Raw genomic sequence first — 22663 nt, 5'->3', positions numbered from 1 at the left:
CCAGAACGCGAGTGACGTGTCGCAGTCCTCGCAGCGGTACGCCGCCTGCCCGCCTGCACAGCCGATGATTGACGCCGCCGTGCGAGGCCCCGTACAGCTAGTCGATCGGACGGCCTCATCTGTCGGACGCGCGTGGACTTTCACGTTCGCGACCTAGGCGTTGCCCTGGCCCGCTCCCCGGGCGGCGGTCCGTGCATGATGAGGCGTGTTGGTGGCTGCCCCTAGGCTCCATTTCGTGACTGAGTCCAATAGTGGAAGTCCCAATGCCCCGGGATGGCATGACGACCCCATTGGCTCGGTCGAGCAGGACCGGCTCGGCCGGGCGTGGTTCGCAGAACATGCCGCGAGACTGATCGACGAAAACCACACGGCCGAGTCCAGCGTTGTCTACGGGCTAGAGGGGGCATGGGGCAGCGGCAAGTCGTCTGTGATCGCGCTTATCAAGTCATTCCTCACCGCGCCGGGGGCGGCGGCGGACAGTCGTTGGCGCGTCGTGTCGTTCACGCCGTGGGCGACCTCGGGGACCGAGGCGCTACTCGAGGAGTTCTTCGCCGCCCTCGGGGCGGCCGCCCCGCGAGCCGAGGGAACCCAACGGCTTCGAGAGAGAATCTCCGCTTACGCCAGGATCGCCCGGCCTCTAGCCGCCGCGATTCCCGTGGTGGGGTCCGGTATCGCCGAGGCGAGCCGCACCATTGAGGAGCGGGTTCGCAAACCCTGGAACGTCGCGTTCGAGGAGGTCGCGGATGAGCTGCGGGAACTTGGTACACCGATCCTGATCATCGTGGACGACATAGATCGTCTACAGTCGTCCGAACTGCTAGACCTGCTCAAAGTGGTCAGGTTGCTCGGCCGCTTCCCAGGGGTTGATTTCCTGCTCGCCTACGACGAGCAGACGTTGGTCGAGACACTCCAGGACCCATCCCGCGGCCAGGTCTCGACGGCGCGTGCACGGGCGTTCATGGAGAAGATCGTCCAGTACCCGCTTAGCATGCCGCCGTTGCTGACAGGCAAGATTGTCAAGATGCTCGATGCTGGACTGACAGAAATAGTCACTGTCGAACGGCTCGAGACAGTCTTCGACAAGCAACGCTTCGGGCGCGTCGTCCTGACGACGATGCCCTCTCAACTGACCACGCCACGAGCCATCGAGCGGTTCCTGGCTCAGGTTCGTGAGCAGTTCCGCATTCACGACCTGGACGAGGTCAACGATGTTGACCTCATCTTGGCCACCTTCCTCAGGGTCCAGTTCCCGGATCTGTTCGGGCATCTCCAACGATGGAAGGCCGAGCTCACCCGCGGGTCGAGTGGCGGGATTGTTCTTGGTTCGCGCGACGACGCGAAACCCGACTGGGAGAAGCTGCTCGCCACTGTCGAGGATAGTCAGGACCGGGTAGATGCTCGCGCCGTCCTGCAAACCTTGTTTCCGGCCTTCGGTGAAAAGCAAGCAGTACGAGCCGCGGCCGGCAGATTCGCGCACCCCGAATACTTCGACCGCTACCTCGCCCAATCCATCCCTGAGGGCGACATCCCCGACGCGGTGATCGCCCGAGCACTGGCTCAGGCAGCCGCCGGACATCCCGACCTACTTCGCAGCCTCGTCCTGGCCGAGGACGACGAGCAGGTCACCCTCGCGCTGAGCAAAATTCGGGTTCGCTACGCCGACATCGAGGAACCCTGGACACGGGGGGAAGCACCAGAGGGTCCGATCTCGCTGGAGTTGCTGCGTACTGGCATGGGCCTGGTCGACCAGCTCCCGGACCGCGTCGCCGCATGGACGTCCTCTCAGTCCCAGACGACATACTGGATGGCGAACCTGCTGCGACTTCTGCTTGACGCTGACCCCACTGCGGACGTTGACCCGTCGCTCGCCGCCTGCGAGCAGACCTACCGGCGCGCGCACGTCATCTCCACAGCCACCACCACGATGGAGCGCATCAGGGAAGAGACCCAGGAGGCCCTTCGCGGTGCGCTACGACGTGAGGCCACCCGAATCGTCCCCATCCTGCTCGCCGACCTTCGCGCGGGAGATGACTCCCCGGGTGAGGACGGCAGTCCCTTCCTCTACGCGTTCGTCGACAAAGCGGGCCTCCTCCTAGAGCTGCAGGCCGCCGTTCGCGAAGGGTTCGAGGCCGGGGAGTTCACCGCCGAGGACGTCGCGGCCCGTCTTGTCGGGTTCGCCTACATCGTCGGGGGACCGCCGGGAGCGCCACCGTCGTCCGCGTCATTCTCTGGTGAGCTGTTCAGCATGGTCACGGGCCTGGAAGCCGAGACTGTCGACCATAGTGAGCGCGGGACTTGGGCCGACACCAGCTTGGCGCGACGCCGGGCATTCGCATCTCGTTACATCAAGGGCGCCGCAGTCGAGACCTCGTGAGCAAATGTGTGCTTACCACACGCGGACGATGAATGTCCGGCTTCGCGGCGACCTGTGTAGGTGTCGAGCCAAGCGTTCTTCCCCGGCTCTCCCCGCATTACCGGGTAACGACGGCGCTTTGCTGCGTCCGGGAACCAATCCTTCGCCATCCGGTCCACCCATCGCTTCGCTGAGCCAGGTTGCTCGTGGGTGAGCAAGGAGTCGTACGCGCCATCGACCGCGTAGATTGGTGGCTCTTCGTACCTGAGGTGGGGGGAGCCGCCCCGGCAGGGTGATCTTGGTTGGTGAGCGGGGTCGAGGCCTCCAGGATCGGGAGCGACCAAGCAACCCTGTCCGGAAGGCCTCGACGTGTCCGAGCCTACGGCGGGCGCTCCCGCGTGCCCGTCTGCTGATCCCTGTCATCGATCGGGCTACTGCGCCCGCTGCGACCTGCTCGTGGGCCTGGACGGGGTGCACGTCATCGCCGTGGCCGAGCACGGCGCCGGGCTGCGGGTCACCGTGGAGTCACCACCGCAACCGATGGGCTGCCCAGCGTGCGGGGTGCTGGCGACCAGCCGCGGCCGCGCCATGGTGCGTCTGGTCGACACCCCCTGCTTCGGTCGGCCGGTCACCATCCGGTGGCGCAAGCGCACATGGCGCTGCGGTGACCCCGACTGCCCGGTCGGGGCGTTCACCGAGCAGCACCCGGCCCTGGCCGCCCGGCGGGCGTTGCTGACGACGCGGGCGTGCTGGTGGGCGATTGGACAGCTACGCCGCGAGCAGGCCAGCGTCGCGGGGATCGCCCGCCAGCTGGGCACCACCTGGCGCACTGTCTCGCTCCGGGTTTGATGGCTCTTCGTACCTGAGGTGGGGGGAGCCGCCCCGGCAGGGTGATCTTGGTTGGTGAGCGGGGTCGAGGCCTCCAGGATCGGGAGCGACCAAGCAACCCTGTCCGGAAGGCCTCGACGTGTCCGAGCCTACGGCGGGCGCTCCCGCGTGCCCGTCTGCTGATCCCTGTCATCGATCGGGCTACTGCGCCCGCTGCGACCTGCTCGTGGGCCTGGACGGGGTGCACGTCATCGCCGTGGCCGAGCACGGCGCCGGGCTGCGGGTCACCGTGGAGTCACCACCGCAACCGATGGGCTGCCCAGCGTGCGGGGTGCTGGCGACCAGCCGCGGCCGCGCCATGGTGCGTCTGGTCGACACCCCCTGCTTCGGTCGGCCGGTCACCATCCGGTGGCGCAAGCGCACATGGCGCTGCGGTGACCCCGACTGCCCGGTCGGGGCGTTCACCGAGCAGCACCCGGCCCTGGCCGCCCGGCGGGCGTTGCTGACGACGCGGGCGTGCTGGTGGGCGATTGGACAGCTACGCCGCGAGCAGGCCAGCGTCGCGGGGATCGCCCGCCAGCTGGGCACCACCTGGCGCACCGTGTGGCGAGCCATCGCACCGCTGCTGGAGGCGATGGCCGCCGATGAGACCCGCTTCGCCGGGGTCACCGCCCTCGGGGTCGATGAGCACGTGTGGCACCACGTGTCGACCAAGCCGATCGAGGCCGGCGGCCGGGGTCCCAAGGAGCTGACCGGCATGGTCGACCTGACCCGCGACCAGCGCGGACGCGTCCGCGCACGGCTGCTCGACCTCGTCCCCGGACGGACCGGTGCGGCCTATGGCGGCTGGCTGACCGACCGCGGGGAGGTCTTCCGGGCCGGCATCACCGTAGCCACCCTGGACCCCTTCCACGGCTACAAGAACGCCATCGACGACCACCTCGCCGACGCCGTCGCCGTGCTGGATGCCTTCCACGTCGTCAAGCTGGGCAACGACGCCGTCGACGAGTGCCGCCGCCGGGTGCAGAACGACATCCACGGTCACCGCGGCCGCGCCGGTGACCCGCTCTACGGCATCCGCAACCTCCTGCGCGCCGGCGAGGAGAACCTCACCGACCGACAGTGGGCCCGGCTACGCGCAGCGCTGGCCGCCGACGAGCGGCACGTCGCCGTCGAGGTCGCCTGGTCCTGCGCCCAGCTGCTACGCGCGGCCTACGCCCACCCCAAGACCACCCTGGGCCGCAGCCTCGCCCAGACCGTCCTGGCCACCTTTCCGACCTGCCCGGTGCCCGAGGTCGCGCGACTGGGACGGACGCTGACCCGCTGGCGCACCGCGTTCCTGGCCTACTTCGACACCGACCGCGCCAGCAACGGCGGCACCGAGGCCATCAACGGCCTCATCGAACTCCACCGACGCGTAGCCCGCGGCTTCCGCAACCACACCAACTACCGACTCCGCATGCTCCTCATCGGCGGCGGACTCACCAGCCCCCACCTCAAGTAAGAAGAGCCCCATTGCACGACTTCGCCCAGAACCAGATCTGGTGCGCGATCGTGGCGCTGGCCTGCGACCTCACCGCCTGGATGCAGACCCTCGCCCTCACCGGACACCCCGGCCACGAACAGGCCCGACGCTGGGAACCCAAGCGGCTGCGGCACCGGCTGTTCTCCATCCCCGCGCGAGCCGCGCGCACCGGCCGCCGCAGACTGCTGCACCTGGCCGCGACCGCGCCCTTCACCGCGCTGGTCCTGGCCGCGCTCGACGCCCTCGCGCGGCTCACCGCCCCACCGCCGAGGGCCGCGACCGGCTGACCGCCGGCCCCTACCTCAACGACCCCAAGGACCCGACCGGCACGTGGACCCGGCGCCCACCCGAACGACATCGGGCGAACCGTCACACCCCGATGCGATCCTCACGCCCACGCGGGGCAAGAACCCCGACGACAAACACACGGGACAAGATCACGAAAGTTCGAGGCTAGCCCTTCTCATCCGCAGCCCTAGGTGAAATAAGACCGCCTTCTGTTCGCAGCCATATTGCAACGTTCGGCAACTCACGCTGCAGGTCGCGTGCGATACGTACACTGAGCGGCTCACCTGGTTGAAACGCCCTCGGGGACCTGCCAGCGTCCGGATCGTGGTCCCATCCGACCTGCCATTCTTTTAATCGTTCGATCATCTTCTCGGAGACCCCTAGCCGACGGAGTGCGTCCCCGCCGATATTTCCCGACTCCTCAGAGTCGGCGCCAACCCATACCGGCAGGGTGACCCCGAACTCAGGCATCAGGATGATGCTCTTCGGGTGGAACAATTCGGCGCTAGTCATTTACCAATCCCAAGATAAGGAGCTGGGCAGGTCGGCCGTGAGGGCGATCCACGGCCGACCTGCCACTAACGTGTCCTCAGACCTCCCTAACGACCGCCCGGACAATACCCCTCGTAAGCGGTGATTACCTTTCTGCTCACCGCCCCTACGGAAACACACCACGTTGATGTGCCCACCAGGCGCATGTGGCGATCGTAATAGTTCATCTGCTTCTGGTAATTGTAGGCGTTGTTTCCAGGCCGGTATAGAACCTTGTCTGGATACTGCAACGCTTGCCCAAGCACCTGCTGGAGGATGCGGTCACGGTCCGACCCAACCTTGGTGGCCACCTTTTGGAAGTCGTTTGCGTGACCGTAAAGGATATGCCGATAACCCCGCGTGTCGTCGCCACCACACACCAGAGTCGTCTTACCGCCCCGGTAACCCGGCCCGCCGGCATTTCGAGGCGCCTTGGCGGTGCTGAATGAGTCGATTGCGGTATTGCGTGGCTTGTTAGCGGGACAGGAGTAGGTCCAGGCGTTGCCATCTATATCCGTCTTGTTGATCGGGTCGGCCGGATACGAATAGGCGTTCTCGTTGCCGCCCTCGACAGGATCGACAGACAAGAATGTTCCGGTAGCAGGGTTGTACGGCCGAGCGCCCATTTGAACCACTGCAACAGACCCGGCATGCTCCGTGCCGCGCTGATACTGCCCCAGCCAGCCAAAGTCAAAATCTCCAGGCTGATTGTCCGGCAAGCCGTCGTTACCAGTTGTGAGGGCCTCACCAAACGGTCCGAACGTACGGATTGCACCCTTTTGCTTACCAGCGTTATCCGTAGTGAGACTAAGATCGCCACGGACGGTGGGATGATCCCACGTTCGATTAGCGGTGTCAGGCGCCCAGGTGAAGATTACGCCGCCGGGCAGGGCGATCGTCCGTGTCATCAGCCTGAGATCGGTAGCCAGCACCAAATCTGCAGTGTCACCGGACCCCGTGTACCCGTACCGGAGATCAGTGAAAGAGTCACCCGCGCTGGTAGTGCGGCGAACTATGCGGTCCGTGGCATCCCGCTGATAAGTGACGTTTGCGGGGTCGGAGCCGTCTACCTGCAGTCCGATGTTGCGTCCCGACCCATCCCACTTCAGTTGGGTGGTCGCGCTGTTTTGGGTGTACGCAACGGTGTTGCCAGATGCGTCGTAGGAAATACCGGTAATAGCAGCAGCACCGAGCGTGCGTAGAAGACGGTCGGCTGAGTCGTAGCAGTACTTTGTCTCTGTCGTTCCACTGCTGCTGGTGTCCGTCATGCGCACGCGGTTGGTGTTCGCACCGGCCGTTGCCTTAGTCCCTGCAGGACATGACGCATCCGCCGCTGAAGAATAGTCGTAGGTGTAGTGGTGATTAGTAACCCATGCATCGATCAAGCGACCGGCAGCGTCGTAGGAGAAGTTCGGCCCGGTTGCTCGTGCATCAATGCCGTTCAACGACTCATCGAGTACCGTCCCTGCCCGGCTTCTCGTAACAGCTGACGTGACGCTCACTCCGTCAGCCGTCCGCCAAGTCTCTGAAACCAATATTCCGCTATCGCTTCGGTTCATGGCAGTGAGCGCAGATCCGTTGCTATAAGTGACCGATGCCAGCTCACCAGCACCGTTGTAGCTGCTGGTGGCGAGAACACTCCCTCCCATGCTTACCGTGAGGGTCCGGCCGGCATCGTCATAGGTGTACGTCAATTGCTGCTGCGCATCCGCCGAGTTCGGAGGCGTGACGATCTCAGACGTTTGCCGCCCGACTCGGTCGTATGAAATCTGGGTTATCACACCAATCGCGTCGACGGAACGTACCACTCGTCCGAGCAGATCGACCGTGGTCTGAAGAGTGCCAGCTGAGTCGCTGACTGAAGACGTAAGCGGGTCCCCGTTCACCGAATACTGCATCGACACGGTTCGCGCACCGCCACTGGTTCCAGTCGGGTAGGTGCGGCTTGTGACACGCCCCCGGCCATCATAAGTGGTGCATTCCCAGCCAATCCGGCTCTTCCCGGTTCCTGGTGAACGGTCCCGCTGAGAAGGGTGTTCACGCTGCCGTCCGGGCGGCGCTGGCGAGGAGGATACGGGCGCGGTAGTTGGCCGGGTTGCGGTAGCCGCGGCCGGTGCGCTTGATCTGCTTGATGCCGGTGTTGGCGGCCTCGGTGCGGGCGTTGGTGGCGCCGGTGACGATGAGCACCTCGATCGCGTCCCACCAGGTGTCGATGGTGGCCCAGAGCCGGTCGGTCTCGGGCATGTTCGCGGCCAGCACGAACGCGCCGAGCCGCATCCTGTGCTCGGCGGCCTCGGCCAGTGAGCCGCTGGTCAGCAGCCGTCGCAGCTGTTCTTTCACGCCCCAGGCGGCGCCGATCTGGTCGGTGGGATCGTCCTCGCGCAGGGTGGCCTTCAGCCGTGCCAGCGCACGGGGGCTCAGCGTGTCCCCGGCGCGCAGCAGCAGCCGCCGGTTGGCCCAGGCAGGGTCGACGCCCCGGCCACGGCGGCCCTTGCGGTCCCGGACGATCCGTTGCCGCACGGCTGTGACCATGTCGTTGGCCAGTTTCACCACATGAAACGCATCGACGCTCACAGCGGCCTGCGGCAGGTGCTCGCGCAGCGCCTTACGGAACGCCGCCGACGGGTCGATCGCCACCACCTCGACCGCGTCCCGCCACGCCTGGCTGCGGGCGGCGAGCCAGGCCCCGACGCCGGCGGAGTCGCGGCCGTCGACCACGCCGAGCACCCGGCCGGTGTCGGCGTCGACCAGCGTGGTCATCCACGGCTCGTAGCGCCGCCAGCTCCCGTCGGTCTGGCGGAAGAACCGCACCGACCGGTAGCGGTGCTCATCGACCCCGAGCCGGCGCACGAGCACGTCGTCGGGATCGGCGAGCAGGTCGGCGGCGGCGCCGAGCATCGAGGCGACCAGCCACCACGACACCCGGTGAGCACGGGCGACTTCGCTGGCCGCCCGGCCGGAGACCACCACCGCGGCGACCAACGCCTGACACAGGCGCGCGGTCGACCGGGCGTAGGCCGGCACCTGGTCGGTGACCTCGCTGAACGTGCCACGCGAACAGCGGTACTCATCGCAGAACCAGCGGCGCTTCACCCACATCACCTCCACCGGCCCGGCCACCGGCAGATCGCGCAGCCGCTGCCGGCGGACCGAGTGCACCCGTGTCGCGAGCACTCCACAGACCGGGCAGCCCGGCGGCGCGGTCGTCTCCACCTCGATCCGGCGGACGCCGCCGTCGGCATCGACGGCGCTCAGCACGCGGTAGTCGGGCAAGTTGAAGATCGCGCTCGCAGCATCCCGCTGCGAGCCCGTAGGCTCGAACACGGCTCGTGGACCTCATCTGGCGTTGGTGTCTCAGCAACACCCATCCCAGCAGGACCACGGGCCCTCAACGTCTCCGGGTCAAGATCACGACTTCCGGCTCACGTCTTGCCCCTCACCAGGAACCGCGAAGAGCCCCTTTGCCTGCGGGAGATCCCCTCAGAAACGGCGATGGACTCGATGACGTCGTGCAGCCGAGCGGCACGCCGGGAAATCAAGGCAGCCGCCGGGCTAGTCCCAGCGATAAACGTCTCTGTCCCGTGCGCGGGCGCCGCCACCCGGATCCCGGGACCGTTGGCAGACCGACCCGTGAAGACGATTGCATCCTGCGGCACGACACCGCCTCGGAACACGACGCGGCCACCATCGGTAGCTAGATCAGGCTTAATGCTGCGCCGGTACCCCCGTCCGATGGGCGAGATTGGACTGATGCACCGCAACCCATCGCTTGGGTCGACGCCGTATCCGCGTGCCGGCTCGTCTGACCGGTCCTGATGAACGGCGCCCACTGTGAGCGAATTGACCGACTCCGCAGGAGCGAGCAGTCGACGGTCATGCTGCTGACGGTGCAGCGCCTCAAGCGTAGCGATGCGCCGCTCATCGCCCTCGAGGGCAGCGATGGTCACTGACGTCGCCGGGGCAAGGTTGAGGTGCGGATGGTTCCCGGCTGACACGATTACCAGTACGCCGTACTCGTAGCTCAACCAGTCAATCATCCGCGCCCAGGAGGACAGGATGGTGTCGAAGGGCGATGCCGGGTCACCGGCCGAGATGTTGACCACCGCAATGCCCTCGCCGACAGGCGCCTGTCCATCTGACCCATCGAACAGCTCACGGAACGTTCGCCACATGAGATCAGGAACCAGGGCGTCAGATGGGAGTTCTTCGACGCGATCCGCAGTGTCGTCCGCCGGCGTGAGCACCGGGCGGACGAGCACCGGGCGGTTCGCCGGAGGCTCGTCGGCGCTGCGGTCCCCCCACACGGCGACGGAGGTCATCCACGTCCCGTGCCGAAGTTCATCGACCGTAGCTCGGCTAGTGAGATCATCCGGATCGTGGACAACCACCCGACCGGAAAGCAGCGGGTGATTTGCCGCAGGCACCCCGTCCAGTAGGCACAGAACCGGTTCGCCTGAAGGCTCTGCGCGGGCTAACACGTCCGGGGCGGCAGTGATCTCACCGGCGATCGGTAGAGCCTGCCCCGCGATGCGCAGATACATGACGTTCGCCGACCGAACGACGCGAACCGCGTCGTAATTGCCCGACGCGAGCAATCTCAGCAGTTGAGTCGGGACCATGCACTTCAGACCGTGATAGCCAATCTGGTCGATGATGGCGCTCGAAAGGACATCCCCACCTGCCTCTCTGACAAGGGTGGTGACCTCCTGCTGACTGAGCTGCCGCGCGGTCTGGCTGTGGCGATACCAGAGCTCGATCTCAAGCGTGTGCGGCCGATCATCAATCCGACCGGCGAAGTACTCATCCCAGTCGATGGACCTCAGACGGTCCTGAGGCCCCCAGGGCCGGATGTCCCGCAGGTGGGTGAAGAGGTCACGCAACGGCGACAGCCCATGCGCTACCTCACCCGACGACCGCCAGGCGCGCCATAGCGAGAGCAGGTTGTCGAAGGCCCGCTGATCGGCACAGACAGCGTGGAGACACGACGTGATGAACGGGTTGCGCGGTTGCTGGCTCAGCAGCTGGAACTCTGCCGTAGGCTCCATAGCATCTTCGGCTTCGAAAAGGATCTCGATGCCGATCCTGCTAGCAACAGCGCTGAGATCTATCTGCTCGTCCAAACCCTCGAACACGAGGACAAGCTGCGGATCGGCGACGTGGATCGACTCGGCCAACTGAACTTGCTCACCCAACGCAGCCGTCGCCTCGTCGAAGCGGGCATCCAGTCGACGGGACTGACCATCGGGATCGGCAAATCGAACCCGCCCACCTCCTCCTCGGCGAGGAGCGATGGCCCGAGGCGGTGCGGTCCGCCCGACGATGACCGGCCGGGCTGTCGACACGGCACCCGGCGGTTCCGTCACCCTCCACTCACCTGAGTCCGGCGCGACCACTCAGCGAGTACGTCGTTTACCACTGCGGCCTCGTTGGGCTCTGGGCCCGACAGGATCGACCGGCGCTGCACGTCCAGCGCGAACTCCTCCAGTTCAGCGAAGCTGAGGCGGCCCAGTCGATCAGCGATGGTGCGAGGCGAGAGCCCGAGGTGCATCCCGGTTCGGGTGGACCATGCTTGCAACCATTCGATCTTGCCGGCTCTCGTTGGAAGTGGAAGTTCTAGCCGGATCTGCATCCGGCGCCAGACCGCCCGGTCGAGCAACTCAGCATGGTTGGTCGCCGCGATCACGATGACGTGACTAGGAAGCCGGTCCACCTGAAGCAGTAGTGAGCTGACAACCCGCTTGATCTCGCCCGTCTCGTGTGTGTCCCCACGCTCTTTCGCCACTGCATCGAACTCATCGAAAAACAGTACGCATGGACGCACCCTGACCGCGTCGAACAATGCCTCCAGCCGCGAAGCGGTCTCACCGAGGAAGCTGCCGATGAGACCTTCGTACCGGACGGTTAAGAACGGCACGGCCAATTCGGTCGCGATCACCTCAGCCAACGAAGTCTTGCCGCCACCCGGCGGACCAACAAGGAGGACTCGATGGCGCGGTTCGATCCCGTGGCTGCGGAGCAGATCCCGGCGATGGTGCTCTTCGATGAGCTGGCCCACGACGTGACGAGCGTGCGACGACAGCACCTGCCCCCCGAGACGCCGGTGCGGGTCTTGTTCGTGGAACAGCCCTTGAGCGGCTGTATCCCTCGCCAAGGAAGTCACAGGGGCCGACGGGCCAGGCCGGCGTCGCCTCAGCGCCTCGGTGAGCTGAGAAGCGAGCACCCCGTGCTTCTTGTTCTCCTCTTCGGCGATCAGGGCTTCTGCCGCCCGTCGGAAAGCGAGGTCGTCACCCCCCGCCCCGGACTGCACCAGCGCAAGGAGCAGGTCCGCACGAGCCATGCTCCAGACCTCCTGCCAAACACGCCCACCGTGGCCTATGACCTTATCGGCTGGGGCACCGACGACTTCGAGCCCACCAACGCGGCATTGCGGTGCGGCACATCCTGCGGACTCGACCGCATGATGGACAGTCGCTGACCTCTGCGGATGCTGATGTGCCATCGCAGGTCAGTCCGGCCCCATGAAGCCGGGTCGCAGGCCCGGCGAGTACACCTACTAGGACTACACGCAGCTGCGCTTCCCGCGCCGCGAGGGCATGCGCATCGACTTCGCCCTCTGCTCCCCCGCCCTGGCCGAGCGGGTCACCGGCGCGGGGATCGACCGCCAGGAGCGCAAGGGCAAGGGCGCCAGCGACCACGCCCCGGTGGTCGTCGACCTCGCCGACTGAACCCGCTGCTCAGCCCGCCGCGGGCGGGGTGAGCAGGCCGATGATCTCGCCGACCGAGCGGCCGCGCTCCATCGGGTGGCGCAGCGGCTGGTCGGGGGGGACCGGGCGGAGCAGGCCTGCGCGCACCTGCGCGGCCACGGCATCCTGGCCGTCGAGTCGGTGCCGGGCGACCCCGCCGCCGTCCGGGAGCGGCTGCGGACGGCGCTCCTGGCCCGCTACCCGGAGGCGACGGGCTCGGTCGTCTTCTGGACGGCGGACGACGACGACGCCTTCGCCGCGACGGGTGACCTCACCCGGCCGCTGACCCTCGTGCACGACGGCCCGCGCACGGGTGCGGCCGCGCAGGCGGCGTTCACCCGGTTCGGGTTCTGCGTCGCCCCGGGTCCGGCGGACCGCACGCTGCAGGTGTCCCCGGCGCACTGACCACGGCGCACTGACCACGGCGGGCGGGGCAGCGGGGGGAAGCAGGCCCCACCCGGACGTGTTGGTACCGGTGATGCCTCCCGCACCCGCCCCCACCCGCGTCTGGACGCCCTCGCGCGTCCTGGTCACCCGCTCCGCCGCGGCGCTGCCGTACGGCCGGCGGGTGCTCGAGCGCGTGCAGGCGGCGGGGGTCGCCGACGTCCGGGTGCTGGCCGGTGACCGGCTGCCCAACCTGCGCGGGGACGGCGACCGGGCCGCTTTCATGGCCGCCAAGGACACCCTCGCCGTGGTGGTGGGCGCGCCCTCGAAGCGGAAGCTGCAGCCCATCCCGCCCTCGGCGGACTGGCGCTTCGACCTGGCCGAGGGCTGCCCCGCGCACTGCCAGTACTGCTACCTGGCCGGGTCGCTGAGCGGGCCGCCGATCACCCGGGTGTTCGCCGACCTGCCCGACGTCCTCGCCTCGCTGTCCGGGTACGTCGGCCGCGGGGCGGTCACCTCGGGCACCGCGGAGCGCGGCCACGAGGGGACGACGTTCGAGGCGTCCTGCTACACCGACCCCGTGGCCATCGAGCACCTCACGGGCGGGCTGGCCGAGGCCGTCACCTTCTTCGGCACGCACGCCTGGTCCGGGCCGGTGCAGCTGCGGGCGACCACGAAGTTCGACGACGTCGAGCCGCTGCTGGACCTCCCCCACCGCGGCCGCACCCGGCTGCGCTTCTCGGTCAACGCCGCCACGGTTGGCCGACGGTTCGAGGGCGCCACCTCCCCCGTGCCGGCCCGGGTCGCGGCGCTGGGCCGGGTCGCCGAGGCGGGCTACCCGGTCGGGCTCACGGTGGCGCCGATCATGCCGGTGGCGGACTGGCGCACCGAGTACGGCGAGCTGTTCGACTTCGTGGCCGCCGTCCTCCCCGCCGGCGCGGACCTCACGGTCGAATGCATCACCCACCGGTTCACGCCGGGCAGCAAGACCACCCTGCTCGACTGGTACCCGCGCACGAAGCTGGAGATGGACGAGGACCTGCGCACCCAGAAGCGCGGGAGGTTCGGCGCGGTCAAGCACGTCTACCCCAAGCCCGTGATGGGCGAGCTGCGCGGCTGGTTCACCGACGCGGTGGCCCAGCACCTGCCCGGGGCACGGTTCCTGTACTGGACCTAGGCTCGCTCCTCGTGCTCGTGCTGCTGCCGCCCTCGGAGACCAAGCACGCGGGGGGCTCCGGTGCCCCGCTGGACCTCTCCGCGCTGACCGCCGCCGACGCGCTGACCGGGGTGCGGTCGCGGCTGGTCGACGCGGTCGTCGCGCTGGCCGCCGACGTCCCGGCGTCGCGGGCCGCGCTGGGCCTCTCGCCGAAGCAGGACGAGGAGGTGGCCCGCAACGCCGCGCTGCGCACCGCCCCCTCCATGCCGGCCATCCAGCGGTACACCGGCGTGCTGTACGACGCGCTCGACGTCGGCACGCTGACGACGGCGCAGCGCGCGAAGGCCGATGCCCGGCTGGCGGTGGGGTCGGCGCTGTTCGGCGTCGTCCGGGCCGGGGACCCGATCCCGGCCTACCGGCTGTCGTCGGGGTCCCAGCTGCCCGGGCTGCCCACCCTCCGCACGCTCTGGAAGCCGGCCCTCTCCCCCGTGCTGGCCGACCACGACGGCCTGGTGGTCGACCTGCGCTCGGGTGGTTACCAGGCACTGGCGCCGGTCCCGGGTGCAGTGACCGTCGACGTGCTCAGCGAGCGGGCCGACGGCACCCGGGCCGTGGTCAGCCACTTCAACAAGGCGCACAAGGGCCGGCTGGCCCGCCACCTGGTCACCAGCCGGGCCGAGCCGGCCGACACCACCGCGCTGGTCGGCCTGCTGCGCCGGGGCGGGTTCCACGTGGAACGTGCGCGCGGCTCGGACGCACTGACCCTGGTGGTGCCCGCCTAGCTGTCGCGCTCGGTGTCCAGGCGGTGCAGGTCGAGGGCGACGAACACCGCCAGCCGCCGGTCGGGGTCCTCCAGCACGTCGCCCACCTCGGTGCGCAGCCGCGCCAGCCGCTGGCGGAACGTGTTGTGGTGCAGGAACAGCTGCCGGGCCGCCTCGGTGACGTTGCCGTTGGCGGCCCGGAAGGCCCGCAGCACCCGTCGACCCTCCGCCGCGGCGGGGGTGTCGTCGGCCACCGAACCGAGCACGTCCCGCGCGTAGGACCGGCGCTCGTGCTCGGGCAGCTGGAACAGCAGCCGGTTGACGCCCAGGTCGTCGAAGCGGGTGACCCGGTTCGCCGAACCCAGCGCCCGCCCCACCACGGCGGCGCGCAGTGCCTGGCGGTGCGCGCCGGCGAAGCTGCGGACGTCGTCCACCGGCCGACCGGCCCCGATCGACAGCGGCACGTTGACGCGGCGGTACATGGCCCGCTGGAGGCGGTCCAGGTCGACCCCGGCGCCCACCAGCACCACGATCGACCCCTCGTGGACGACGACCACCCCGCGCTCGTCGACCGCCCGCACCGCCGGCTCCACCGCCTGGGCCAGCCGCTGCAGACCGGCGACGGCCACCGCGCGACCGAAGGGCACCAGCACCAGGAAGACCGCCGACCGCGCCGGGAACGCCGCCAGCCGCCGACTGCGCCGCACCGCAGCCTCGCGGGCGGCCAGGTCCTCCCCCAGCAGGGCGCTGAGCATCCGGCCGGCCGGCGCGTCGGCCCGCTCCTCGCCCAGCTGGAGGCGCAGGGCGAGCACCAGCACCGGCACGACCGCCTCGACCAGCTCGCGCTGGGCCTCCCCGAGGGGCCGGCCGACCCACAGCACCCCCATCCGCCGGCCACCCAGCAGCAGGGGCACGGGTTCGGGTTCGGTGGCGGCGACCGGGCCGTCGGCCGCTCCCCCGTCACCGGTGGCCAGCTCCCGGCCCGTGGAGTCGGCGACGGTGACCTCGCAGCCCAACGCCGCGGCGAGCCGGTTCACCACCACGACCAGGTCCAGGTCGCCGACCAGCAGCTCGCCCACCGGGTCGCGCCGCGGGAGCGCGGCCTGCAGCCGCGCGGCGACCTCGGCCGCGTCCCCGGTCCCCCACAGCACCGTGGCGCCGGCCCGCCCGGCCAGCGCGAGCACGTCGGGCGGCGGGACGACGACCCGGTCGGCGGGCGTCACCACCGCGACGCCCACCGGCGCGCCGGGCGCCGACCACGGCGCCGCGGCGTCCAGCAGGGGGCCCAGCAGGCCGGGCAGCGACGGCAGCGCTGCGCCACGGCGAGGCGCCGTCCAGGGCAGCACGAGCAGGGTGCCCGGGACGACGGGCTCACCGCCGGGCACCTCCGCGGGGTCGCCCAGCAGCCGGACGACGGCCACCGGCCGGGCCGCACCCGGACCCCAGACCACGACCGCGAGCCCGACGGCGGCCGCGACCTCGCGCGCGCTCAGCTCCACCGCGTCGCCATCCCCCACCCTGTCCGCCCGCGCCGACTGCACGTCGTGTGCGGGAGCATCATGACCGTGCACACCGTGCCCGTCATCGACCTCACCCCCGGCCCGGCGGCCACCGCCGACCTCGTCGGCCAGGCGTGCGCCGACGTCGGCTACTTCCAGATCACCGGTCACGGCATCCCCCGCCCTCTCCTGGCGGAGCTCTTCGCCGTCACCCGGCGCTTCTTCGCCCTGCCCCCCGAGGTCAAGCAGCAGGTCGCGCAGCCGGCCGCCGACCAGGTGCGGGGCTGGTCGGGCGCCGGCAGCGAGGGGATCACCTACTCCCTCGACGAGGAGTCACCCGCCGACCTGAAGGAGAAGTTCGACATCGGGACGGTCGACCCGCGCCCTGGCCCGCCGACCGGCCCGCACCACGCGCCCAACCTGTGGCCGGCCGGGCTGCCGAGGTTCCGCGAGACCTGGGAGGCCGCGCACCGGGAGTTCAGCCGGGTGGACACGGCCGTCCAGCGCTGCGCCGGCCTCGCGCTGGGTCTGGGCCCTGACGCGCTCACCGCGCACTTCACGCAGCCGGTGAGCATGCTGCGGGCCCTGTACTACCCCGACCAGCCCGAGCCGCCCCTGCCCGGTCAGCTGCGGGCCGGGGTGCACTCGGACTACGGGGCCTTCACCCTGGCCGTGGCCGAGGACCGGCCGGGGGCGCTGCAGGTGCTCGACCGGGGTGGCGAGTGGACCGACGTCCCGGTGATCCCCGGGGCCGTGCTGGTCATGCTGGGCGACCTGCTCACCGAGTGGACCGACGACCGCTGGCCGGCGACGCTGCACCGGGTGGTCAACCCACGCCGTGACCAGGCCATGGACGCCGACCGGCTGGCCTTCGCCTTCTACAGCCACCCCGACCCCGAGGCGTCGTTGCACGTGCTGCCAGGGTTGCCCGGTGGCGACCAACCGCCACCACCGGGCACCCCGACGGCCGGCGAGCACCTGCGCGACAAGTACGTGCGGCAGACCTCCTTCGGCCCGCACCGCTGACCGGGTCAGTCGTCCAGCCGCAGGTGGTTGATGCGGAAGACGTGCCCGTCGGGGTCGGCGAGCACCGCTTGCCAGGCGCCGTAGTAGGTCTCCGCCGGCGGCGCGAGCACCGTCGCGCCGTGCGCGGTCGCCCGGTCGGTCAGCTCGTCGACCTCCTCGATGCTGGCGGCCTCGAAGGTGAGGAAGGTGTCGACGCCCACCGAACCGGGGGCGGGCTCGGTCAGGTGCAGCAGCTCGTAGGCCTTCGGGCCGCTGAACCCCAGCACGGTGGGGCCGATGCGCAGACCCCGGAAGTGCGGGCTGGCCAGCGACGCGACCTCCGGCAGCCCGAACACGTCGGCGTAGAAGGCGACCGAGCGGTCGGGCTCGGCGACCAGCAGGCTGGTGAACGAGAGCGAGATCGTCATCAGACCGACGCCGCCTGCTCGGCGAACTGCTCGTAGCGGTAGGGGTTCTCCGCGACGACCTGCTCGGCGTTCTCGGCGGTGACCATGACCTGGTCGACCTGGTTGTCGAAGGTGACGTCGCCGCCCTCGATGGCCGCCCGCACCGCCTGGGTGACCAGCAACCCGGTCTGCGCGGCCGAGTAGTAGCGGCTGGCCGACAGGTAGGGCGTGGCCAGCCACTCGAACATCTCGTCGTCGGCGTCGCTGGAGACGTGCGCGATGCCGTCGATGCCGTTGGCCTCGAGGTAGGCGGCGATGCCGTTGGACATCGAGGCGGCGTAGGCCACGATCGCGGTCACGCCGGGGTTGGCCTGCAGGCCCGACTCCACGATCGAGGTCGCCGTGTCGCGGGCGAAGAAGCCCTGCTCCCGGACGACCACGGTGAACCCGCTGCCCTCCAGCGCCTCGTCGAGCCCCTCGTCGATGCGCTCGGAGAAGCCCTGGCCGACGATGCCCTGCACCACGATGACCGGGCCGGGGGTGGCGTTCTCCTTGAGCCACTCGCCGATCATGCGGCCGCCCTCGACGGAGTCCAGGTCGGCGACCCCGGTGAAGTACTCGTCGGCGTCGCTGGGACCCGGCCAGAGGGCGTTGCCCACCGGTACGCCCTGCTGCTGGGCCAGCTCGGCGGCCCGGGCGATGGTGGCGGCGTCGGCGGGCAGCGTGACGAAACCGGCGATGCCCTGGCTCAGCAGGTTCTGCACGTTGCCCAGCTCGGTGCTGGAGTCGAAGTTGTTCTGGACGCCGACGAAGCCGTAGGAGGTGCCCTCCAGCGCCTTGAGCACACCCTCGGCCACGTAGCTGGAGTAGGCGTTGTTGCCGTTCAGCGACAGGCCGATGGTCTGCCCGGCCCCGACGCCGTCGCCGGAGCCGGACCCCGAGCCCGAGCCCGAGGAGTCGCCGCCGCAGGCCGCCAGCAGGCTGCTCAGGGCCAGGCCGCCGCCGACGGCGCCGCCCAGCCGGAACAGGTCGCGTCGGCGTATCGGGGCCGAGAGGAGGGAGGGACGGGGGATGTCGGGCACGGGCGTCTCCTGCGGGCGGGGTGGGGTGGGGAGGACGTCGGACGGCGGTGTGCGACGGGTCGGGGTCAGCCGGCGGACCGGCGGGTGGCCGAGGGCAGCAGACGGCGGACGGCGGCACGGGCGGCCGGACCGGTGGGCACGCCACGTCCGCGGGCGGCGCGGGTGTCGGCCACGGCGGTGACGACGACGGCGAGGATGAGGATCCCGCCGGAGACCAGGCTCTGGTAGGCGCCGGGCACCTGCAGGAAGGTCAGCGCGGCGGTCACGGTGCCCAGCACCAGCACGCCCAGCGCGCTGCCGACCATGGTGCCGCGCCCGCCCGACAGCGCCGCCCCGCCGAGCACCGCGGCGGCGATGACGGCCAGCTCCAGGCCGGCACCGGCGCGGGGGTCGCCGGAGGCCAGCCGCGCCATCATCACCAGGCCACCGAAGGCGGCCAGGGTGCTGTTGAGGGTGAACAGCGCCACGATGTGCCGGCGCACCGGGACGCCGGCCAGGTAGGTGGTGGCCCGGCTGGACCCCAGGGCGTAGGTCGTGCGGCCGAACCGGGTCAGGTGCAGCAGCACCCCGACCACCAGCAGCGTGCCCAGCAGGAGCACCACCGGGGCCCGCACGCCGAACCACTCGCCGAAGCCCCAGCTGTCCAGCCCGTCGGCCACCGGGACCGGCTTGTTGTCGGCCAGCACGAGGGCCAGGGAGGCGAACACGCTCAGCCCGCCGAGGGTGAGGATGAACGGCGGGACGTCGAGGAAGGCGACCACCAGGCCCCACACCAGCCCGACGGCGACGCCGATGCCCAGCGCCGCGGCGATGACCGCGGTGTCGCTCCACCCGGCGGCGAACAGCTTGGCCGAGACGACGGCGACCAGGCTGACCAGGCTGCCGACCGAGAGGTCGATCTGGCCGCCGATGAGCAGCAGGGTCTGCCCGGCGACCAGGATCCCGAGCACCGCGACCTGGGACAGGATGTTCTGCACGTTGCCCGAGGTCAGGAACGCCGGGTTCTGGCTGTCGGTGTAGACCGAGACGGCGAGCACCGCGATGGCCAGCGGCAGCACGGTGCGCAGCGCGGCGGTGGTGCTGAACTGCAGGCGGTAGGGCAACCGGTCGCTGCGGGCCGCCGGTGGCGCCTCGACGTCCGGGGCGGCCGGGTTGGTCGCGTCGGTCGTGGTGGGCGTGCTCATGCCGCGGTCTCCTCGGGGGTGGGGGCCGTCTCCAGGGCGAACAGGCCGTCGGGGGTGGCCGCCGCGCCGTCGACCTCGGCGACCAGGTCGCCGTCGCGCAGCACCAGCACCCGGTCGGCGAGGGCGCAGATCTCCTCGTAGTCGCTGGACACCACGACGACCGCGACGCCCTCGGCGGCCAGGTCGAGCAGCTGGGCGTAGATGTCGAACTTGGCGCCGACGTCGACCCCGGCCGTGGGTTGGTCGAGCACCAGCACCCGGCACTCGGCCAGCAGCCAGCGGGAGAACACGACCCGCTGCTGGTTGCCGCCGGACAGGGTGCGCACGGGGCGGCCCGGGTCGTCGGCCTTCACCCGGCCGGCGCGCAGCGCGGCCCAGGCGGTGCGCCGGGCGGCGACCGGCCGGTGCAGCGCCCCCCGGCCGGCCGGGCCGACCAGCAGGTTCTCCGCGATCGCGCGCTCGAGCAGCAGGGCGTCGCGCTTGCGGTCGGCGGGCACGAACCCGACACCGGCGCGGGCGGCCGCCGTCCGGGAGCCCAGCCGGGCGCCACCGAGCTCGACCCGGCCCCCGGCGGGGGTACGGACGCCGGCCAGGCAGGCGGCCAGCTCCGAGGCACCGGCGCCGGCCGGGCCGGACAGCGCCAGCACCTCACCGGCCCGCACCTCGACGTCCAGCGGCCGGTGCCCGCCGGGCAGGGCGACCTGCCGGGCCGCGAGCACGACCGGGGCGTCGGCGGGGAGCGGGCGCCGGGGCAGCCGCACGTGCGCGACGTCGCGGTCGAAGATGTGCCGCAGCAGGCTGTCGTGGTCGGTCTCGGCCACCGGGGTGCGGTGCACCAGCCGGCCGTTGCGCAGCACCGTGGCCTCGTCGGCGAGGGCGAAGACCTCGTGCAGGTGGTGGGAGATGTAGAGCAGTGCCGTGCCGGCGTCGCGCAGCTGGCGCACCACCCGGAACAGGACGGTGACCTCGTCGCCGGCCAGCGAGGCGGTGGGTTCGTCGAGGACGACGACGGCAGCCGGGCGGGCCGTGGTGCGGGCGAGCTCGACCAGCTGCTGCTGCGCCGCGGTGAGGTCGCCGGCCCGGGCGCGGGCGTCGAGGTCGACACCGAGGGCGTCGAGGTGTTGCTGGGCCCGTTCCTGCACCCGCCGGGCGCTGACCGTCCGCAGTGCCGTGCGCGGCAGGGAGTCCAGCAGCACGTTGTGGCCCACCGACAGGTCGGGGGCGACGTGCCGTTCCTGGGGCAGCACCCGGACGCCGAGCCGGCGGGCGGCGGCCGGGGTGTGCTGACGCAGCGGGACGCCGCCGATGTGCACGGTGCCGGTGTCGGGCCGCTCGGCACCGGTCAGGATGCGGATGAGCGTGGACTTGCCGGCGCCGTTCTCGCCCAGCAGCGCGTGCACGGTGCCCGGGCGCACGGTGAGGGAGACGTCGTCCAGCGCCCGCACGCCGGGGAAGCCCTTGGAGACCCCGGCGCACTCGATCGCGGCGGTCACAGGTCCAGCACCAGCTCGGGCGTGACGGACCGGTCCACGCACAGCGCGATGCGGGCACCCTTGGCCTTCGCCCGGGGTGAGAGCACCGTGTTGCGGTAGTCCACGACGCCCTCCAGGACGGTGCTGACGCAGGAGCCGCAGGTGCCCTCGCGGCAGGTGAAGGGGACCGGCAGCACCTCCTCGACGACCTCGAGGAGGCTGCGGTCGGCCGGCACGGGGCGGGAGGTCCCGCTGCGCCGGAGGACGACGGTGAAGGGGCCGCGGACATCGAGATCCGCGGCGCCCTCCACCTGCTCGGAGGAGGCGCTCACGCCTTCTGGTGGGTCTTCTCGAACTTCATGGTCAGGTGGTCGCCGGAGGTGGTCGGGGCGTACCGGGGCTCCTCGCCGGCGGCCACGCAGGTGGGCAGCGGCTCGATGACCGCGTCGTAGTTGGGCTGGTGGAAGAAGACGATCGACATGCGCTCGGTGTCGGCCACGACGTCGCGCGGCGGGTTGGCCACGCGGTGCCGGGTCGAGATCCACTCGTCGTTGGTCCACTGCGCCATGAGGTCGCCGATGTTGACCACCAGGGCGCCGGGGATGACCGGGACGTCGACCCAGTCGCCGTCCTGGGTGAACACCTGCAGACCGCCGGGGGCGACCTCGGGCCGCACGATGGTGAGGCTGCCGTAGTCGGTGTGCGCACCGGCGCGCATCTGGCCCGGGGCCGGGGGCTCCTCCTGGTGCGGGTAGTGGATCGCCCGCAGCATCGAGATGTCCTTGTCGATCTTGTCCGCGAAGAAGTCCTCGGGCAGGTCCAGACCCAGCGCGAAGCCGCGCATGATCAGCCGGCAGAGGTCGTCGGCGGCCTCGAAGTAGCTCTCCCAGGCCTGCTGCATCCCGGCGGGGCTGCTGGGCCACTGGTTGGGGATGAAGTGCGGGCCGGCGTTCTCGATCGAGAAGTAGGGGTCGTCGCTGACCACGTGCGGGCCGACGTCGAACTTCTCGTGCAGGTCACCGGGGGCGCTGGTGTCCTCGTTGTAGGCGAAGGCCTGCTCGCCGACGGCGGTGTAGCCGCGGACGGTCTTGGGGTTGGGCTGGGCGACCTCGCGCTTGGTCGCCATCGGCTGGGCGAAGAACTCCTTGGCCGTGTCGTACACGCCGGCGACCAGCTCGTCGGGCAGGCCGTGGCCGGTGATCTGGAAGAAGCCGATCTCCCGGCAGGCGCCGTCGATCTCCTTGCCGACGGCCCGGCGGCGGGCGACGTCGTCGCTGCGCAGGTCGGTGATGTCGATGACCGGGACGACGTCCTGGATCACGGCGGTGTGGTCGCTCATGCCTGGCTCCTGGGGCGGTGCGGCGGGTGTCGTGACCAGGAGTCTTCAAGTCGGCCACCAGGTGGACAACGGGAGAACTGCACACTCCTGCCGTCCGTGCGCTGTG

Annotated in this window: 20 protein-coding genes; 9 read left to right on the top strand and 11 right to left on the bottom strand. The window is 70.1% G+C overall.

Annotated elements, in window-relative coordinates; genetic code table 11:
* The first annotated feature begins 235 nt into the window (after positions 1–235).
* The 4 genes from TEK04_RS06515 to TEK04_RS06500 all read left to right on the top strand — a co-directional run bounded on the left by TEK04_RS06515 (position 236) and on the right by TEK04_RS06500 (position 4993).
* Entirely contained in the window at positions 236–2374 is a 2139-nt protein-coding gene (locus TEK04_RS06515; protein ID WP_336403512.1) for a P-loop NTPase fold protein, read from the top strand.
* Positions 2375–2809: 435 nt separating this feature from the next.
* Entirely contained in the window at positions 2810–3202 is a 393-nt protein-coding gene (locus TEK04_RS06510) for a hypothetical protein (protein ID WP_336403511.1), read from the top strand.
* Positions 3203–3407: 205 nt separating this feature from the next.
* Positions 3408–4685 carry an ISL3 family transposase gene (locus TEK04_RS06505; RefSeq protein WP_336403510.1) on the top strand — a complete coding sequence of 426 codons (1278 nt, stop codon included), beginning with the start codon at positions 3408–3410 and terminating at the stop codon, positions 4683–4685.
* 11 nt (positions 4686–4696) lie between these two features.
* A complete protein-coding gene (locus TEK04_RS06500) occupies positions 4697–4993 on the top strand; it encodes a transposase (RefSeq protein WP_432277320.1) in 297 nt (98 codons plus the stop codon).
* Positions 4994–5593: 600 nt separating this feature from the next.
* Here the strand turns inward: TEK04_RS06500 and TEK04_RS06495 are convergent.
* The 4 genes from TEK04_RS06495 to TEK04_RS06480 form a co-directional block, all read right to left on the bottom strand.
* Positions 5594–7423 carry an RHS repeat-associated core domain-containing protein gene (locus tag TEK04_RS06495; RefSeq protein WP_489753254.1) on the bottom strand — a complete coding sequence of 610 codons (1830 nt, stop codon included), beginning with the start codon at positions 7421–7423 and terminating at the stop codon, positions 5594–5596.
* A gap of 139 nt (positions 7424–7562) precedes the next feature.
* On the bottom strand, positions 7563–8849 hold the full coding sequence (locus tag TEK04_RS06490) for an ISL3 family transposase (RefSeq protein ID WP_336403508.1): 1287 nt from the start codon (positions 8847–8849) through the stop codon (positions 7563–7565).
* A 98-nt stretch (positions 8850–8947) separates the two neighbouring features.
* Positions 8948–10699 carry a S8 family peptidase gene (locus tag TEK04_RS06485; protein ID WP_336403507.1) on the bottom strand — a complete coding sequence of 584 codons (1752 nt, stop codon included), beginning with the start codon at positions 10697–10699 and terminating at the stop codon, positions 8948–8950.
* Positions 10700–10884: 185 nt separating this feature from the next.
* Positions 10885–11862, bottom strand: a complete 978-nt coding sequence (locus TEK04_RS06480; RefSeq protein WP_336403506.1) for an AAA family ATPase — start codon at positions 11860–11862, stop codon at positions 10885–10887.
* A 256-nt stretch (positions 11863–12118) separates the two neighbouring features.
* On the opposite strand from TEK04_RS06480, the gene TEK04_RS06475 reads away from it, so the two are divergent.
* The 4 genes from TEK04_RS06475 (at position 12119) to yaaA (ending at position 14590) form a co-directional block, all read left to right on the top strand.
* Positions 12119–12250, top strand: a complete 132-nt coding sequence (locus TEK04_RS06475) for a hypothetical protein (RefSeq protein WP_336403505.1) — start codon at positions 12119–12121, stop codon at positions 12248–12250.
* A gap of 75 nt (positions 12251–12325) precedes the next feature.
* Complete coding sequence (locus tag TEK04_RS06470; RefSeq protein ID WP_336403504.1) at positions 12326–12673, top strand: hypothetical protein; 348 nt, start codon at positions 12326–12328, stop codon at positions 12671–12673.
* Positions 12674–12746: 73 nt separating this feature from the next.
* Positions 12747–13829, top strand: a complete 1083-nt coding sequence (locus TEK04_RS06465) for an SPL family radical SAM protein (protein WP_336403503.1) — start codon at positions 12747–12749, stop codon at positions 13827–13829.
* A gap of 11 nt (positions 13830–13840) precedes the next feature.
* The gene (gene yaaA / locus TEK04_RS06460; protein ID WP_336403502.1) at positions 13841–14590 is read left to right on the top strand and encodes a peroxide stress protein YaaA; all 750 of its coding nucleotides are present in this window, start codon (positions 13841–13843) and stop codon (positions 14588–14590) included.
* On the opposite strand, the gene TEK04_RS06455 is transcribed toward yaaA, so the two are convergent.
* Positions 14587–16068: a PucR family transcriptional regulator gene (locus TEK04_RS06455; protein WP_336403501.1), complete on the bottom strand. Its 1482-nt coding sequence runs from the start codon at positions 16066–16068 to the stop codon at positions 14587–14589. The two genes, yaaA and TEK04_RS06455, sit on opposite strands and share 4 nt — an antisense overlap.
* 60 nt (positions 16069–16128) lie before the next feature.
* Between TEK04_RS06455 and TEK04_RS06450 the strand changes: the two genes are divergently transcribed.
* Entirely contained in the window at positions 16129–17094 is a 966-nt protein-coding gene (locus TEK04_RS06450) for an isopenicillin N synthase family dioxygenase (RefSeq protein ID WP_336403500.1), read from the top strand.
* Positions 17095–17099: 5 nt separating this feature from the next.
* On the opposite strand, the gene TEK04_RS06445 is transcribed toward TEK04_RS06450, so the two are convergent.
* From TEK04_RS06445 to TEK04_RS06420, 6 genes are all read right to left on the bottom strand, one after another.
* Positions 17100–17501, bottom strand: coding sequence for a VOC family protein (locus TEK04_RS06445; protein ID WP_336403499.1), 402 nt, complete (start codon positions 17499–17501; stop codon positions 17100–17102).
* Complete coding sequence (locus TEK04_RS06440; protein WP_336403498.1) at positions 17501–18562, bottom strand: sugar ABC transporter substrate-binding protein; 1062 nt, start codon at positions 18560–18562, stop codon at positions 17501–17503. The genes TEK04_RS06445 and TEK04_RS06440 overlap by 1 nt, the downstream gene beginning before the upstream one ends.
* A gap of 65 nt (positions 18563–18627) precedes the next feature.
* On the bottom strand, positions 18628–19746 hold the full coding sequence (locus tag TEK04_RS06435; protein ID WP_336403497.1) for an ABC transporter permease: 1119 nt from the start codon (positions 19744–19746) through the stop codon (positions 18628–18630).
* The gene (locus TEK04_RS06430; protein ID WP_336403496.1) at positions 19743–21239 is read right to left on the bottom strand and encodes a sugar ABC transporter ATP-binding protein; all 1497 of its coding nucleotides are present in this window, start codon (positions 21237–21239) and stop codon (positions 19743–19745) included. The genes TEK04_RS06435 and TEK04_RS06430 overlap by 4 nt, the downstream gene beginning before the upstream one ends.
* The gene (locus tag TEK04_RS06425) at positions 21236–21550 is read right to left on the bottom strand and encodes a 2Fe-2S iron-sulfur cluster-binding protein (RefSeq protein ID WP_336403495.1); all 315 of its coding nucleotides are present in this window, start codon (positions 21548–21550) and stop codon (positions 21236–21238) included. The genes TEK04_RS06430 and TEK04_RS06425 overlap by 4 nt, the downstream gene beginning before the upstream one ends.
* A complete protein-coding gene (locus tag TEK04_RS06420; RefSeq protein WP_336403494.1) occupies positions 21547–22557 on the bottom strand; it encodes an isopenicillin N synthase family dioxygenase in 1011 nt (336 codons plus the stop codon). Before TEK04_RS06420 ends, TEK04_RS06425 begins: the two co-directional genes overlap by 4 nt.
* Positions 22558–22663: the final 106 nt, after the last annotated feature.

Origin of the sequence: Klenkia sesuvii, assembly GCF_037083825.1 — a bacterium.
Taxonomy (GTDB): Bacteria; Actinomycetota; Actinomycetes; order Mycobacteriales; family Geodermatophilaceae; genus Klenkia; species Klenkia sesuvii.
Note: the sequence above shows the minus strand (reverse complement) of the source record. Positions and strands in the feature narration are given on the sequence as shown.